Here is a 15,874-nt window from a genome sequence, read left to right on the forward strand (position 1 = left end):
ATGCGGGCAGCGCAATGGTGCGCAGTGTCTGCTGCTCTAGCCTACCCGAGTGACTGCAGGGCCCGTCGAATCAGCATTCCCGCTGTGACCCGGCACACGGAGTCCCGATGGGCAGGCGAAGGACCCCGTTATCCCAGTGCGGTTTATCCACATAGGCGCAGAAGCCAATGCCCCGCACTGAGCCCGGTGGCTAGCGTGGGTCCATGCACGAGGGACCAACTACCCATGACGCTTAATTGCACTCTGGTGGGCGGACCGGGATCACCGCGTGCCCAGCCACCCGTGGAACTGTCCATTGATGCACCGGCCGGCACGGCAGGGTACGTCATTCACGAACAGTTGGTCCGGAAGTACGGTGCGGGCTCAGTCAGAGTGGACGGGCAGGATCTGCGTTCCCTGGTCCTCGGCGTGCCGCCGCTCGTAGAGGCGGCAATCCTTGTCGACGGCGGCACCCCACCTTCGAGCAGGCGGCCACGGCGCCCGCCAATTGCCGATGCCGTCCCTCCCCTGGTCCTCGCCATCGACAGCGGAGCAGCAGCGGGAACCGTTGTGCCATTACGGCGTGGCACCTACACCATCGGTCGAAGCGGCACACGGATTGTCATCCCGGACCCGGAGTTGTCCCGTGAACATGCCAGTGTGGTGGTCACTGACACGGAGATCATATTGGTTGACCTGGACAGCGCCAACGGGACATATGTCGACGGCCAAAGGATACGGAACACGGTTATCTCAACGGACTCAACCATCAGGTGCGGTCAATCGAACCTATCGCTGGTGTTTGCAGATGTGCCCCATAGAGTCCTCTCGGAAGCAGGAAAGTCGGTGGCGGAACCTATCGTGGTGTCCGGCCGCCCTGATCCAGGAAACCGCGCGGCACTCCTTCTGACCGCGATTCTCCCACTGGCACTTGGGGTACTGCTGGCCTTTCTCACCGGCATGTGGATGTTTCTGGCCTTTTCCGCGGTTTCGGTGTTTTCGGTCCTGGTGCCCGCGGTCAGCGGACGGCGGCACAGGCGGGACCTGTCCGCGGCCCTGAAGTCGGCTGTTGAAGATGACAGGGAACGCCGACGACGGTGCGCCCCTTCCCTGTCCATCGTTGCTCTTGCGGCCCGGCGGACTGAAGGGACGTCCAGCCCGGTTCCCCCCGGCGACGGGGTGTGGCTGCGGCTGGGACAGGCAGAACAGCCGGCCAATGTCAGGATCGAACCGCCCGGTGCTGCCGCGACCATCCCACGGGCAGGAATCGTCCCCGTCGTTCTGGACCCGGACGTCCCGCTCACCACCCTGGGCGGCCCGCGCTTTGCCACCGATGGCACCCTCCGCTCCCTTCTCATGCAACTTGCGGCATACCCGCGCACGGGCACGATGAATGTCGTCGTCCACGGGCTGCCGGAAGCCCTACCCCTCGCAGCCCGGTATCTCAGCAGAGTGACGCTCACTGCAACATTGTCCGCCGCCCTTAATGCAGTGGACGGCAGCGAGCAACAGGGCTGCGGGCGGGGAGTCCTTTTGATCCGAGGGGATAACTCCGGAGCGGTGGTGGAAAAGTCGCTCCGGGAAGCAGCGCTCCAGCGGGGGTGGCAGGTTCTTCACTTCCTGCCTGAAGACGGCGATTGGCCTGCACCTGACGTCCTCCTGTCCGAGCGTGCATCAACCGTGGTGCAGAACCACCGCGGTACTGTGTTTGTCCCTGACCTGGTCCCGGACGAAGTCTTTACGGCTTTCTGCCGGCACCTCGCCGGTGCCCTGATTCGTGACAAGGAACAGGCCAAGACCGTTCCCGCTTCCTGCAGCCTTGACGAAGTCCTGCCACTGACGCTCGCGGCTACCGCAAGCAGATGGGACTGCAGCGCCCGAAACATCGGATTGCCCGTACCCTTGGGCGTTTGCAGGTCGGGAACGAAGACCTTCGACCTCCTGGCCGACGGTCCGCACCTCGTGGTGGCAGGCACCACAGGCTCAGGGAAGTCGGAACTGCTCCGGAGCATGGCCCTGGCGCTGGCCTTGTCCTATCCGCCGGACCGGGTCAACTTCTTCTTCATCGATTTCAAGGGCGGTTCAGGTCTTGGTCCGCTCAGCGGGCTCTTTCATTGCGTGGGACTGCAGACGGATCTTTCCGATTCCGAGATGGAGCGGACACTGACATCGCTTCGCGCCGAAGTGAGGCTGCGGGAGAGCTGCCTCGCCGCGGCCCGCGTCCCTGACGTCTCCACGTACCGCTCCGCACCGGCGGCCAAGGATTTTGTGCTCCCCCACCTCGTCATCGTCATCGATGAGTTCAGGATGCTGGTTGACGACGCGCCGGAAGTTCTTCGTGAGCTGCTGCGGATAGCATCGATCGGACGGTCACTGGGCATCCACTTGATCATGGCCACTCAGAGGCCGCAGGGAGCGTTGACAGCTGACATCCGTGCAAACGTCACCTCGAGCATTGCACTTCGCGTGCAGTCCGACATGGAATCTGTCGACATCGTCAATTCCAGGGACGCTTCGGCCATCAGTGTTAATACCCCCGGCCGCGCCTTCCTGGCGCGCGGAACGGAGCCGGCCGAGGAGTTCCAGGCCGCGTCCCTGTCGTCAGTCTCCGATCGCAAACAGCCAAGTGCCGTTTTTGTCCAGCGGACAATGGACTATCTCGCCTGCCAGGCAGCCGAACCAGGCGACAGACGAGCCCCTGCACCCACCCCCGCACAGGCAGTGGAACCGCTGGCAGCCTTGGTGAGGAGCCTGTGCGCTGCCCAGCAGAAACCAGCACCGAGAAGGCCTGTCGCACCTCCACTGCCGACTGAACTGGAAAAGCCCGACCCGAACGCGCCATCCTCGGATTCGGGAACCGCTGACTCACTGGCCCTGGAACCCGTGGCTGTGGCGGGCCAGATCTGCCTCGGCCTGATGGATGTTCCCGAGCAACAAAAACTTCAGCCCCTTCTGTGGAGCCATGCCAAGCACGGTCACACAGCCTTCATTGGCAGTCCAACTTCCGGGGCCGGATCGGCACTGGAATTAACTGTCCATGAACTAATGGCCAGTCCTGATGGAGCCCATTTCTATGTCCTGGACGCGGACGGGAGTCTTTGCCCGCTGGCAGGCGAAGCACGGGTGGGCGCCCACGCCGCCTTGCACGATCTGCGGCGTGGAGTGCGCATCCTGGAGCGGCTCGTCCGTGAACTGGGGCAGCGGTTGAGTCAACCCGCCTCCAATCCGGTACCTCTCGTCCTCGTCATCATCGGCTGGGGATCCTGGGTTTCGGCATTCCGGTCCGGACCGCTGGCCTGGGCGGAAGATCTGGTTCTGGACCTCGTGCGCGACGGCGCCAGGGCAGGGATAACGCTCCTGGTCCATGGGGAGCGGGAGCTTGTCACCGCCAGGTTCTTTGGTGCGCTTCCCAATCGTTTCTTTTTTCCAGCCTGCTCCACCGAGGAGAACCGCGCCCTGTGGCCGCGGATGCCTGCCGTCCCGGCCGTCAAGGGCAGGGCTGTAGCCTTCGGCCCTGTCTCGGGCGGCAACCCCGTTGCCTGCCAGTTCTACCGCACCCCCGATCTGCAGGCTGGCACAGGCCGGAGAGGCGCCGGATATCCGCCAGCCGCATCGACTCCATTCCGCATTGAACCCCTCCCGGCGAAAATCACGGTCCGGCAGGTCGCAGCGGTCTTGTCGGCGGCGGGGACACCCCAACGAGCCCTGCGGTCCCCAGACCAGGACCCGCCTGGCGGTACGCACTGCTCCGAACTATCGGAACCGCCCCGCCGGCCACGCAACGTCCTCCTGGGCGTAGCCGGAGACGAACCCGCTCCAGCGTCCTTGCTGATGCCTGGCAGCGGAGTCACCGCCATTCTTGGCAACCCGGGAAGCGGCAAAAGCAATACCCTGCTCGCGCTGGCAGCACTCAACCCGGGACAGCAGTGGTGCACGTGTCCGGTACCGGCAGAAGGCGCAGAAGATTTTTGGCGGGACGTGCTTATGCAGGCGGAGAGCGGGGGGCTTTCGCGGGAGACCGTACTGCTGGTTGACGACGTTGATCTGCTGGCCCTTCCGGCGTTGAGGGCTTTGGAGCAGCTGGCCGCTTTGGGCCACTCCCTGATGGTCACTGCTGCCTTCAGCCCAATGCTTTTCCAACGCGTTCCGCTGGTCATGAACGCAAGGGGCGCCGGCGCCGGACTTCTGCTGGGTCCACGTTCTCTGGCGGATGGCGACCTGTTTGGGATCAGGTTCGAAGTTGAGTCCAACGCTCCGCCGGGGCGTGGCGTCCTCATCTCCGGCGGGCGGTCCTGCCCCGTTCAGGTGGCCTGGGCGGGCGCGACAGGCTGAGCATGCCGGTTGCCCGTCGAACGCCGTCCCGCGGAGAGGCGGCCAGGCCCCGCGCTGCAGGTCAAAGTGCGGGCGGAGCACTTCCGGTTCGGGAGGCATGGTTGATCACGTTGTTGGAGAACAGGAGGACGATGGCGATAACAGCGGGTACCAGCATCGCCAACCCGGCAAGGACCAGGCCGCTGGTTATGGCAGGTACGCCTATGGTCAGGACGAACAGTTGGGCCACCAATGCGGCCGCCCGGGTCCAGCGGTAGCCCCTGTACAAAAAGACGGACACCGCAAACAGCCACGCGGAGAAAGCAAGCAGGAGCCCCAAGGTGAAGACGGCACCCCAGAAGGACAGCACGGGGCTCCCGCTGAGCAGCTCGTAGGCGTACCACCCGGCGGCTGCCAGCAAAGCCGTCGCCTCTGCAGCAGTCACAATGGCCACCACCTTGGCCGCGGCCGGCACGGTTGCCGGACGATCGCCGGCCCAGGGGTCAGCACCGTCACGGGGCTCATCAGGAGAAGAGGGGGCGCCTGCTGGGTTTACCGGGGGTCTTGACACACTGGCACCCTACCGGACATAGTCGGACACTGGTGAGGGCGGGAGCCGACACTGTGATGCATCGCTCAGGTTTCAGCGGATATCAAGCGTTATTACCCCTTGTTTACACAGCGTTAACATGACAGGCTTGATGCAGATGACCAAGGGGGCCCTGAGGGCCCCTTTCCTTTGTAGCCACTAGTGAATAATTTCACAAAGGCATTTCCCAGAAATGGAGCAACTGATCAGCATGGATTGGCGTAACCGCGCAGCGTGCCTTGACAAGGACCCGGAACTGTTTTTCCCCGTTGGGAACACAGGACCTGCCCTCCTGCAGATCGAGGAAGCCAAGAGCGTCTGCCGCCGGTGCCCTGTCGTAGACACCTGCCTGCAGTGGGCCCTCGAGTCCGGCCAGGACGCCGGCGTATGGGGCGGCATGAGCGAAGACGAGCGCCGCGCGCTTAAACGGCGCGCCGCCCGCGCACGTCGCGCCTCCTAGGAAGGCACGGCACCGCAGGCCGGTCAGCATCGGACCTAGCAACCGAAGAATAGAGGCCCCTGGACAATCCACATGGATCGTCCAGGGGCCTCTGTCTGTTCGTCGGTGTCTGTATTACTCACCGTCCGGCCCTTGGATCTGTGGCCGGACCGGTGCCCTTTACTTCCCGGCCAGGCTGAGCCGGATCTTGACCTCAGTCCCGCCGCCCTCGCGGCGCTCCCACGTGATGGTCCCGCCCAACTCGCTGGTGACAAGCGTGCGCACGATCTGAAGCCCGAGCCCCTCAACGTGCGGAGTCTGCGGAAGCCCCACCCCGTCATCGGCGATGGTCACAGTCAGTTCTTCGCCGTCGTCCCCTTCGGACCGGTCGGCAACAAGCCAGACTGTTCCTGCCCTTCCTTCAAGGCCATGCTCCACAGCGTTGGTCACCAGTTCGTTGATGACGAGGGCCAGCGGGGTGGCAAGATCGCTGGGAAGTTCACCGAAGGTCCCTGACCGTTCGGTCCGGACCTGCTGCGACGGGGAGGCCACCTCAGCAGACAGCCGGAACTGGCGCCCGATCAGTTCGTCGAAATCAACACTTTGCGTCAGGCCCTGCGACAATGTCTCGTGGACCAGCGCGATCGTGGCAACGCGCCGCATCGCCTGCTCCAGGCCCTGCTTCGCCTCATCGCTGACCATGCGCCTGGACTGCATCCGCAAGAGCGCAGCCACGGTCTGGAGATTGTTCTTGACCCGGTGGTGGATCTCCCGGATGGTGGCGTCCTTGGTCACCAGCTCCATTTCGCGTCGGCGCAACTCGGAGACGTCACGGCAGAGAACCAGGGCGCCGAACCGCTGCTGTTCGTCCCGGAGCGGAATGGCCCGCAGGGACAGGCTGACCCCGCGGGACTCGATCTCGCTGCGCCATGGCATGCGTCCGGTGACAACCAGCGGCAGGGTCTCATCGACCATGCGCCGGTCCTTGAGCAGGCCGGCGGTGACTTCGGCGAGCGAGCGCCCTTCCAGGGATTCGCCGTCACCCAGGCGCCGGAAGGCCGACACTCCGTTGGGACTGGCGTACTGGACCACGCCATCGGCATCCAGCCGGATGAGGCCGTCCCCTACGCGGGGCGCGCCCCGGCGGGAGCCGGTAGGTGAGGCGAAGTCGGGCCACAACCCAAGCGTGCCCATCCGCAGGAGGTCGTAGGCGCACTGGCGGTAGGTCAACTCCAGCCGTGACGGCATGCGTGAACTGGAGAGGTCCATATGGGTGGTGACTACCGCAAGGGTCCGGCCGTTGCGGACCATGGGGACGGCCTCCACCCGCAGCGCCATCTCGCTGTTCCAGTTCGTCTCGCTGGAGCGCTCAATGGACCGGGAGTTCCAGGCTTTGTCCACGAGCGGTTGCAGGTCTGACCGGATTCCCTCGCCGACGAAGTCGCTGTGGAACGCCGTGTGCGTGGTGGACGGGCGTACGTGCGCCAAAGCGATGTAGCCAAGCTCCGGGTGGGGGAACCAGAGCGCCAGGTCGGCGAACGCCAAGTCCGCGACCATCTGCCAGTCCCCCACCAGGAGGTGCAGCCATTCGGCATCGCCCGGCCCGAAATCAGCATGTTCCCTGATAGGGTCCGTAAAGATTGCCACTGCACCTCCATTTGCGACGCCGGATTGCTAGCGTCGGACGATTGACCTCAAGAGCCTCAATGCTACCGACAGCGAGGCCATGTCGTCGGCCTCGAGTGCATTCACCTCGTCGAACATGCTCTTTGCCCTGCCCAGCTGCTCGGCATTTTGTGCCTCCCAGTCCTTGAGTCGTGCATCGGGGGCGTCGGCGGCAGACGTAGCGTCCAGCACCGCCGTCGTCATGTCCGACACCGTTGAGTACAGATCGTCGCGCAGGGCAGCCCTTGCCAGCGCCTGCCACCGGTCCTGTCGGGGCAGGCTGCTGATCCGCTCCAGCAGCGAGTCGGCATGGAACCGGTTGAACACCGTGTAGTAGACGGCGGCGATCTGCTCCACCGGGTCTTTCCGGGTCCGGGCGATCTTTGCGATGTCCAGCAGCACGAAGCTCTCGAACAGTTCTGCCCAGCGCAGGGCAAGGCCTTCGGGCAGTTGCCACTCGCGGCCCTTCGCCAGCCATTCCGCCACCCGCTCGCGGTCGTCGCCGCGCAGGTAGTCCAGCAGCCGGGCCCGCATGGGATCCATGAGCGGCTTGAACTCGGCCACCACGTCTGCGATGGGGCGTGAAACGCTCTCCTGGCTCAGCAGCCACCGGACCGCACGGTCCAGAAGCCGACGGATGTCCAGGTGGACGGTGCTCCAGTGCTCCGTGGGGAACGAGGCAGGCAGGCTGTTCAGCTCGCCCACCATCGCATCCAGTTCGTACACCTCGCGCAGCGCCACGAATGCCTTGGCCACGGCCACTTCACTGGCCGAGGTTTCCTCCATGACGCGGAAGGCGAAGGTGATGCCGCCCAGGTTGATCATGTCGTTCGCCACCACGGTGGCGATAATCTCGCGGCGCAGGGGGTGGGTGTCCAGTTCCGCATCGAAGCGTTCCCGCACCTGGTGCGGGAAGTAGGAACGCAACGTCTGCCGGAACCACGGGTCATCGGCAAGGTCGCTGTCCCGCAGCGCTGATGCAAGCTCGATCTTGGCGTAGGCGGCCAGCACCGAAAGCTCGGGAGAAGTCAGGCCCTGGCCTTGCTGCAGCCGGTCCCGGAGCATTGCCGTGCTGGGCAGCGCTTCCAGGTCGCGATTCAAGTCGGCGCTCTTCTCCAGCCAGTCCATGAGCCGCTCGTAGCTCGGGCTCCACTCCGCGACGCGGGTCCTGTCGTTCAGCAGCAGGATGTTCTGGTCGATGTTGTCTTCGAGGACCAGCCGGCCCACCTCATCGGTCATGGAGGCGAGGAAGTCGGCCCGCTCACCGGCCGGCAGTTTGCCAGCCGCAACCATCCGGTCAACGAAGATCTTGATGTTCACTTCGTGGTCCGAGCAGTCCACGCCGGCGGAGTTGTCGATCGCGTCCGTGTTGAGAATGACGCCCTGCAACGCTGCCTCGATACGTCCGCGCTGGGTCATGCCCAGGTTTCCGCCTTCACCCACCACCTTGACGCGCAGGTCCCGGCCGTTGACGCGGATGGCATCGTTGGCTTTGTCGCCCACGGATGCGTTGGATTCGGAGCTCGCCTTGACGTAGGTACCGATACCGCCGTTGTAGAGAAGGTCGGCAGGCGCCAGCAGGATGGCACGCAGCAGCTCGGGAGGGCTGAGTTCAGTGGTGTCCGCCGGGAGCCCCAGCGCGGTCCGAACCTGCGTGGACACGGGAATGGACTTGGCCTGCCGGGCGAAGACCCCGCCGCCTTCACTGATCAGCGACTTGTCGTAGTCGTCCCACGAGGACCGGGGCAGCTCGAAAAGTCTCTGCCGCTCCACAAACGAGGACTCCTCGTCCGGCTCCGGGTCCAGGAAGATGTGCCGGTGGTCGAAGGCAGCCAGCAGGCGGATGTGCCGGGACAGGAGCATCCCATTGCCAAACACGTCACCGGACATGTCCCCCACACCCACCACCGTGAACGGCTCGGTCTGGGTATCCAGGTCCAGCTCGCTGAAGTGCCGCTTGACCGATTCCCAGGCGCCGCGGGCCGTGATGCCCATGGCCTTGTGGTCGTACCCCACGGAGCCGCCGGAGGCGAAGGCGTCGCCAAGCCAGAAGCCGTACTCCGCGGAAAGGCTGTTGGCAATGTCTGAGAAAGTAGCCGTTCCCTTGTCCGCCGCGACCACCAGGTAGGAGTCGTCGTCGTCATGCCTGACAACGTTCGACGGCGGCACGAGCCGTTCGCCGCCGCCTTCCGTGAGAAGGTTGTCAGTTAGATCCAGCAGCCCACGGATGAACGTCTTGTAGCTTTCGACGCCCTCGGCCATCCAGGCGGCGCGATCCGTGGCGGGATCGGGAAGCTGCTTGGCGAAGAAGCCGCCCTTGGCACCGGTTGGCACGATGACGGCGTTCTTGACCGTCTGCGCCTTCACCAGGCCCAGGACCTCCGTCCGGAAATCCTCCCGCCGGTCAGACCAGCGCAGTCCGCCACGCGCCACCTTGCCGAACCGAAGGTGCACACCCTCAACTCGTGGGGAGTAAACCCAAATTTCAAACATGGGCCGCGGGAAGGGCAGGCCTTCAATCCGCGCGGGATCCAGCTTGAAGCTCAGGTGCGGCTTGTCCTGGTAGAAGTTGGTGCGAAGCGTGGCCTCAATGAGGTTGACGAAGGTGCGAAGCACGCGGTCGGCGTCCAGCGTTGCCACCTTTTCGATGGATGCTGCCAGGTCCCGTCCCACGGAGGCCTGTGCCTCGGACCGGTCTCCGTCAGTCAAGGCCGGGTCAAAGCGGGCGGCAAAGAGCGCCGTGAGGCCCCTTGTCACGTTGGGGTTCGCGAGGAGCGTGTCCGCCATGAAGCCGAAGGAGCTGCTGTTGCCCATCTGGCGCATGTAACGGGCATAGGCGCGCAGTACGGTGATCTGCCGCCAGTGCAGGCCCTCCCTCAGCACCAGCCGGTCAAAGCTGTCCGATTCCGCAGCGCCCGTGACAGCCGCCCCGAAGGATTCCGCGAGAAGCTCTCCCGTTGACATCGGGTCCACGCCGGCCGGGTATTTCAAACCCAGGTCGTACAGGAAGAAGTCGCGGTGGTCTGCTGTTTCGATTTCAAACGGCCGTTCATCCAGGACCTCGAGTCCGAGATTATGGAAGTACGGCAAAATCTGGCTCAGGCTCTTGGGCTCCAGCATGTAGAGCTTGACCCTTGCATCCTCTTCCAGGGTGGCGCCGGCCCCTTCTGGAAGGTACACGTGGACGCCGGGCCTTTCCTGCCGCGCGCCGGTGCTCCGCTCCGCGGCGGCCCCGTACTTTTCGAAACGCGCAATGTCCTCAAGCGCGTCCTCTACTTCGTAGTCCACGCGGTAGCTGGCCGGGAATGCTTCGGCCCAGATAGCGGCGAGTTCCTTGGCTTCGGTCGCATCCCGCCCTTCACGCAGGACTTCCGCGATGCCTTCACTCCATGACCTTGCGGCCCGGACCAGCCGCTTTTCCAGCTCATCGCTGTTGACGTGGCTGACGTCGGCATCCTTGGGCAGCCGAATACGGAAGAACAGCCTGGCGAGGGCGGACTCCGTCATACGGGCTTCGTAATCAATCGAGACCGCCTGGAACGTTTCCCGCAGTTCCTGTTCTATGCGAAGCCGGACGTTGGTGGTGTAACGGTCGCGCGGCAGGTAAACGACGGCGGACATGAACCGGCCGTAGATGTCCGGCCTCAGGAACAGGCGGGTACGCCGCCGTTCCTGCAGCTTCTGGATTCCCAGCGCGGTGGCGGCAAGGTCGGGAATTTCGATCTGGAAAAGTTCATCCCGGGGGTAGGTTTCGAGGATTCCCAGGAGGTCCTTGCCCGAGTGCGAGTCCGGCGGGAAACCCGCGCTCTGCAGCACGGCATCCACTTTCTCCCGGACAATGGGAATATCGCGGACGGAGCCGGCGTAGGCGCTGGTGGCGAAAAGACCGATGAAACGGCGCTCCCCGTTGACGTTGCCCGCGGCGTCGAAGCTTTTGATGCCGATGTAGTCCAAGTAGGCCGAGCGGTGGACGGTGGACCGTGAATTGGCCTTCGTGATGACCAGTGCACGCTTTTCGCGGGCCTTCTTACGGCCGGTATCAGTGAGGTGCTGGATGTGCGGGGAGTCGGCGGCCGCGCGCAGCAGCCCGAGGCCGCTGTCCTCGCGCAGTTCGAGGACGTCTTCGCCGTCCACGTTGAGAAGGTCGTACTCACGGTAGCCGAGGAACGTGAAGTTCCCTTCGTCAAGCCACCGCAGCAAGTCCTTGGCCTGCCGCAGTTCGGCAATCTGGGCGGGATTGGCCACCCGGTCCAGGCTTTCGGCGATTTCCAGGGCCTTTTGGCGCATTTTGGGCCAGTCTTCGACGGCGGCGCGCACATCTTTCAGCACGCGGGTCAGGCCGGCGAGCAGGGACGCCTTCACGTCGTCGGAGACGCGTTGGATTTCGACGGCGATCCACGACTCCATGTGCGACGCGTTCTCACCCTGCGCGATGAGGTGGGAGAGGTTTGGCATTGCCGCGGTATCCCCACTTGATATGCCCAAGTGCGCGGGGACCCTGTTCACCTTGACCAGTTCGCCCGTTTCCCGGTTCCTGGTGGCCACGAAAAGCGGGTGGACCACAAGCTTGATGGCGGCGTGCTGCCTGACCAGTTCTGAGTTCACGGAGTCGACAAGAAACGGCATGTCGTCGGTGACGACAAAGATGACGCTGCTGTCCTCTTCGTCGATGATCGAGATCTTCGCCTGCCCGGGCTGCCGTACTGATGCTGTCCGGCGGTGTTCCTCGGCCCGGGACTCCAGTACGTCGCGGGGGTAGCTTCGGGCATCCTCCTCAGCCAGGTGCTGGTAGTAGTCCCCCATGAAGCCTTCAAGGCTTTCAATGGAGAGGGGCTGGTCCTCCACACTGGATCCAGACGACATCGACAACGCCTCCATCAGAGATTCTCGCCGCACCTTTGCAGCTCTTATGGCGAGCCTAGTCCTTTGCCCTTCGCCGCGGTGTGGAAGAAAATACAGATGATTTGGACTTTCGCTGGTCGGGTGCACAAACCAGGTCCCGGATAGCGCGCCGGAGGGTCGATTCGGGCGACGCTTCGAGCAGCAGTGATCCGGCCAGGAGTGCGGCGTCGGCGGCGACAGGGTCGTAAGGCAGGAACGCCTTGAGGCTGGACGCGGGGCCGTACCGTTCCCACGCATCCCGCAGTTGGCGCTCGGGGGCCCTTCCCACGGACGACGAACGCACCTTGTTCATTACGACTGTGGGCGATGCCTGCGGGACTGCGCCCTCCAGCTCGGCAAGTGCACGGACCAGCCGTGGAACACCCACGGGATCAGCAGCGCCGACGGCATACACAGTGTCCGCCAGTTCCAGCGGACGCAGTGTCGCCGCGTTCCGTCGAGGCGCCGTGGTGTCAAAGCTCAGTTCCTCATCCGCCTCAAGGCAAAACCCGGTGTCCACCACCACAACATCGGCAATCTGCCGGGCCCGCTCAAGGACCAGTCCCAGGGCAGGGGCGCGGAGTTCCGTCCACCGATCGGCCCGGGTTATGCCGGTCAGCACCCGGAACGTCCCGGCCGTGGTGGCGACCGTGGCGGCCACCTTCCGCAGTGCCTCGGCGTCCAGCAGGCCCTGGTCTGCAAGCCTGCACGCCTGGGCAAGCCCGGCTGACTCATCCAGGAGTCCCAGCACTGCCGCCACGCTGGCGCCGTACGTGTCGGCGTCGACCAGCAGGACTGACCGGCCGTCGGCGGCCATCTCACCGGCGATGTTCACAGCAACCGTTGTACGTCCCGGAGATCCGGCGGGACCCCAAACAACGATCAGCTGCCCGGCCCCGCGCCCCTCCTCGTCCAACGCCGGCACAACGGGATCCGTTGCCAGTGCAGCAGCGGTATCGGCGGCCGCGCTGAGGTTCGCCGGACGAAGCGCGCCGGTCAGCTGGGCGACGGCGTCCGCGATCCTTTCCGAAAGCTCCGCGGACTCAACGCCCGACAGCGCCGAAGCGACACCTATCGTGCGGAGTCTGGCTGCCTCCTCCGCGTTATCGGTCAGCGCGACGATCGCCACGCCAACAGCTCCAAGACGGTCAACCAGGGACGCGGTCAGCCCCTCTGAACCCTCTGCCACGACTGCCGCCCTCGCCAGCCCGCTCTGGCAGGCAGCAAGCAGTTCGGGAAGTTCAGCGCACCTGCGAACCACCGTGACCGGGCCGTGGAGTCTTTCGAGCCCGCCCACCAGGTCCTCGCGGCTCTGGCCGACGGTGACAACGGGAATGTTCATCGGGCGCCGCCCGGATTCCACACCACGGAGATCTTGGCCTCGTTTGCCTGGGCCCCCAGCAACGCAGGCATCTGCTTGTCCTCCACCAGGACCATCAGCACAGTGGTCTTTGACGATCCAAGAGCGGTGGATCCCGTGGAGACCTCTGCAATTTCCGCTCCGGGAAGGATCAGCCTGGGCTCGCTGAATCCATTCTTCGCATCCGGCTGTGCCACCCAGACGTCCACGCGGGCACCGGCAACTGCCTGTGACGGCAAGGTCTGCTCAACGCTGAGGGCGACGGGCTTCCGGTCCAGCCGATCCACCGTGCCGAGGCTTGCCCTGGGAACCAGTTGGTCTTTTGCGATTCTTTGCAACGCGACCACGTCCTGGGGCAGGCCGGCCTCGACAGTGATGTAGTGCTGTTCGGCATCGCCCAGCCGGACCTTGGCGCGGACTACATTGTCGGGCGTCAGGCGCTCACCAACGGCTATGCCGTCCCGTGCGGCGTAGACCTCGGTGGTGCGGTCTGCACTTCCGACAAGGAAGACGACTCCGGCGACGGACACCAGGACCAGGAGAACGCCAACCAGCAGCCGGGGGTCCTTCCACGATGGACGCTTAAGCCGCGCTGCAGTTGCACTTGAATCAGGAACCATACCGTTCTCCCCCCAGGTATACCGAGCCTGTCCGCTCTGGCCGGACTCCTCATTGTTACCGCATGGCCCGGTGAACAAAAGTCATTTGTCTAAATGGCGCCAATCTGTGGATAACAGCCACAAAATGAGCCACTTGATGGCAAAATGGATACATGCCCAGGTTCCTCACACTCGCTGACGTCGCGGAGCAGCTCCAGATCAATTCCCCTGCCGCCTACGCCCTGGTCCGCAGCGGTGAGCTGAAGGCTATCCAGGTGGGTGGCCGCGGGCAATGGCGGGTCGAAGAGAAGATGCTGGAGCAGTACATCGAGGAACGCTACGCCGAGGCCAGCCGCATGATCCAGGAATCGCGCTCGAAGTCCGTCTGACGCCGCTAGCTCCCGCCGGGTTTGTATGACCTGATCATGGCCAGGGCCGTGAAAGGTATTGCTGAAACCTGGCCTACACTGTGACCCCTCCGGGGCTCCCCGGTATTGACCATGGCCAGGTCGATGTAGTCCCTGCCAACACGGTCGATCACGCCTGCCAGCCTGCTGGTCCCGGCTCCACCACCAATCGTTACCGAGAGCTCCGCCCGGTCGCGCGCCAGGCCACGCAGGGCATGCGCCAATCCGATCGACCGGCGGACCGGTGAAGTCTCCGCCAATGCGTGCCTGCCCAGGCCAACGTAGCGTGCCGCCGCCGCATAGGGGATGAGCACCTGGTGCTGGCCTTCATCCAGGACCAGTGCATCCGCTCCAGCATGCGTCAGTTCCCCGTGCACCGTTTCGCCGCAGATGAGCTGAACACCGATCCGGTACCCAACAGCGGCGCGCAACCTGCCTTCAAGGGGCAGGCTCACCATTTCTGCCCGCGCGCGCTCGTTGACCTCACTGTCCAGCGCCAGCCGCTCAGCCTCCGCAAGCTGGCTTTCCATGTCATTGAAGAGTGCATCCCAGCGCATTCCGCCAGCGTAGGGTCCCCCTGTCCGGCCCGTCAATGCGCCGTCTTTTTCATTCCAACGTATGGACAAATACTTTGATCGCGGTCCAAACTGATTCAAACATCAATAAACAGCATCAAACGCTATCAAAGGAGTACTAATGGGCCGGGGAGACAGAATCCAATGGTCGGATGCCTGCATGGTCCTGGCCCTGTTAGTACTCGGCATTCTGCTCTGCTTCCTCGGAACGGGCCTGTTGTCCCAGTGGCAGGAATCCATGGCCCGGCACCAGGGCGAATCCGTGGACCTCCTCCTGGGTGGGACCACAGCAGCCACCGGCCTTGGCCTTCTCCTCTGGTGGGGTGTCTCGATCCTGACCGCCGGGGCATCCGTTCTGCTGGAACGCCTGGGACGACGGCGGGCCGCAGCGGCCGCGCGGAGGCTCTCGCCCGCTTTCATGCGGAGGGCAGTTGTCGCGGCACTCTCAATACAACTTGCGTCAGGTGTCGCCGCACATGCGGCGGTCCTAAGCGCTCCCGGGCCCGAGTGGACGCCTACACAGGCACACGTGGCGTCGTCGGCTCCGTCAGACCCGGCGGCTCCCCAAGATGGTCCGCTGCCCACGGTCAGCGACAGCCCGGGCGGTGTGCGCGTTAAAAACCCGCCTCTCCCGGTTGCAGCAGCGCCAACCGGCCGGGAAGGGCCGTCGCCGGCATGGAATTCCATGACACCGCCCACCGTCACTCCGATCGACCCCGGTTGGCAGCCCGCTCCCCCTGTGGTGGAGCCCGGCCTGCTGGCCGGACCGGAAACCAGGACCGCGCCGGAGTGGGGCGGCAGTGGCCCTGGTGCCAATGGCAGGGGTGGCCCGGCAAAGGCAGTGACGGTCCTCGCGGGCGACACGCTGTGGGACATCGTAGCCACCCATTTGGGCCCGGAGGCATCGGATGTGGACATCGCTCTTGAATGGCCGCGCTGGTATGCCGCGAACCGTGCACTGATCGGTGGAAGCCCGGATGTCCTGCTTCCAGGCCAGATACTCCAGGCGCCGGCAGCGTTGTAGCCGCTGTCAGTGACCCACTCGCACCAATAACCGGTCAAAGCACCA

The 15,874-nt window shown here is 64.4% G+C and carries 10 protein-coding genes; 4 read left to right on the forward strand and 6 right to left on the reverse strand.

Annotated features, from left to right (window positions below; all coding sequences use genetic code 11):
* The first annotated feature begins 225 nt into the window (after positions 1–225).
* A complete protein-coding gene (locus tag LDO86_RS12900) occupies positions 226–4,311 on the forward strand; it encodes an FtsK/SpoIIIE domain-containing protein (RefSeq protein WP_026265653.1) in 4,086 nt (1,361 codons plus the stop codon).
* Positions 4,312–4,372: 61 nt separating this feature from the next.
* On the opposite strand, the gene LDO86_RS12905 is transcribed toward LDO86_RS12900, so the two are convergent.
* Complete coding sequence (locus LDO86_RS12905) at positions 4,373–4,861, reverse strand: hypothetical protein (RefSeq protein WP_026265654.1); 489 nt, start codon at positions 4,859–4,861, stop codon at positions 4,373–4,375.
* A gap of 229 nt (positions 4,862–5,090) precedes the next feature.
* Between LDO86_RS12905 and LDO86_RS12910 the strand changes: the two genes are divergently transcribed.
* A complete protein-coding gene (locus LDO86_RS12910) occupies positions 5,091–5,339 on the forward strand; it encodes a WhiB family transcriptional regulator (RefSeq protein WP_003804966.1) in 249 nt (82 codons plus the stop codon).
* Between the two features lie 159 nt (positions 5,340–5,498).
* Here LDO86_RS12910 and LDO86_RS12915 read toward each other — a convergent pair whose 3' ends face one another.
* Genes LDO86_RS12915 through LDO86_RS12930 form a run of 4 tightly spaced genes read right to left on the reverse strand, consistent with a single transcriptional unit; the run spans position 5,499 to position 13,844 of the window.
* A complete protein-coding gene (locus LDO86_RS12915) occupies positions 5,499–6,965 on the reverse strand; it encodes a PAS domain-containing sensor histidine kinase (protein WP_018768501.1) in 1,467 nt (488 codons plus the stop codon).
* 27 nt (positions 6,966–6,992) lie between these two features.
* Positions 6,993–11,846 carry an NAD-glutamate dehydrogenase gene (locus LDO86_RS12920; RefSeq protein ID WP_026265655.1) on the reverse strand — a complete coding sequence of 1,618 codons (4,854 nt, stop codon included), beginning with the start codon at positions 11,844–11,846 and terminating at the stop codon, positions 6,993–6,995.
* Positions 11,847–11,901: 55 nt separating this feature from the next.
* A complete protein-coding gene (locus LDO86_RS12925) occupies positions 11,902–13,206 on the reverse strand; it encodes a P-loop NTPase (protein ID WP_018768503.1) in 1,305 nt (434 codons plus the stop codon).
* On the reverse strand, positions 13,203–13,844 hold the full coding sequence (locus LDO86_RS12930; RefSeq protein ID WP_018768504.1) for a hypothetical protein: 642 nt from the start codon (positions 13,842–13,844) through the stop codon (positions 13,203–13,205). Before LDO86_RS12930 ends, LDO86_RS12925 begins: the two co-directional genes overlap by 4 nt.
* A gap of 152 nt (positions 13,845–13,996) precedes the next feature.
* Here LDO86_RS12930 and LDO86_RS12935 point away from each other — a divergent pair, with 152 nt between their 5' ends.
* Complete coding sequence (locus tag LDO86_RS12935) at positions 13,997–14,212, forward strand: helix-turn-helix domain-containing protein (RefSeq protein ID WP_018768505.1); 216 nt, start codon at positions 13,997–13,999, stop codon at positions 14,210–14,212.
* A 5-nt stretch (positions 14,213–14,217) separates the two neighbouring features.
* On the opposite strand, the gene LDO86_RS12940 is transcribed toward LDO86_RS12935, so the two are convergent.
* Positions 14,218–14,787, reverse strand: coding sequence for a hypothetical protein (locus tag LDO86_RS12940; protein WP_018768506.1), 570 nt, complete (start codon positions 14,785–14,787; stop codon positions 14,218–14,220).
* Between the two features lie 139 nt (positions 14,788–14,926).
* Here LDO86_RS12940 and LDO86_RS12945 point away from each other — a divergent pair, with 139 nt between their 5' ends.
* Positions 14,927–15,829 (forward strand): LysM domain-containing protein, encoded by a 903-nt coding sequence (locus LDO86_RS12945; protein ID WP_155845517.1) that lies wholly within the window; start codon positions 14,927–14,929, stop codon positions 15,827–15,829.
* The last annotated feature ends 45 nt before the right edge of the window (positions 15,830–15,874 follow it).

The sequence above is a fragment of the Arthrobacter sp. StoSoilB19 genome, from assembly GCF_019977275.1.
In the GTDB taxonomy this organism is placed as follows: Bacteria; Actinomycetota; Actinomycetes; order Actinomycetales; family Micrococcaceae; genus Arthrobacter.

Coding starts and splice junctions, on each gene's coding strand:
- LDO86_RS12900 (WP_026265653.1), top strand. CDS start 226: ATGACGCTTAATTGCACTCTGGTGGGCGGACCGGGATCACCGCGTGCC.
- LDO86_RS12910 (WP_003804966.1), top strand. CDS start 5,091: ATGGATTGGCGTAACCGCGCAGCGTGCCTTGACAAGGACCCGGAACTG.
- LDO86_RS12920 (WP_026265655.1), bottom strand. CDS start 11,846: ATGTCGTCTGGATCCAGTGTGGAGGACCAGCCCCTCTCCATTGAAAGC.
- LDO86_RS12925 (WP_018768503.1), bottom strand. CDS start 13,206: ATGAACATTCCCGTTGTCACCGTCGGCCAGAGCCGCGAGGACCTGGTG.
- LDO86_RS12930 (WP_018768504.1), bottom strand. CDS start 13,844: ATGGTTCCTGATTCAAGTGCAACTGCAGCGCGGCTTAAGCGTCCATCG.
- LDO86_RS12935 (WP_018768505.1), top strand. CDS start 13,997: ATGCCCAGGTTCCTCACACTCGCTGACGTCGCGGAGCAGCTCCAGATC.
- LDO86_RS12940 (WP_018768506.1), bottom strand. CDS start 14,787: ATGCGCTGGGATGCACTCTTCAATGACATGGAAAGCCAGCTTGCGGAG.
- LDO86_RS12945 (WP_155845517.1), top strand. CDS start 14,927: ATGGGCCGGGGAGACAGAATCCAATGGTCGGATGCCTGCATGGTCCTG.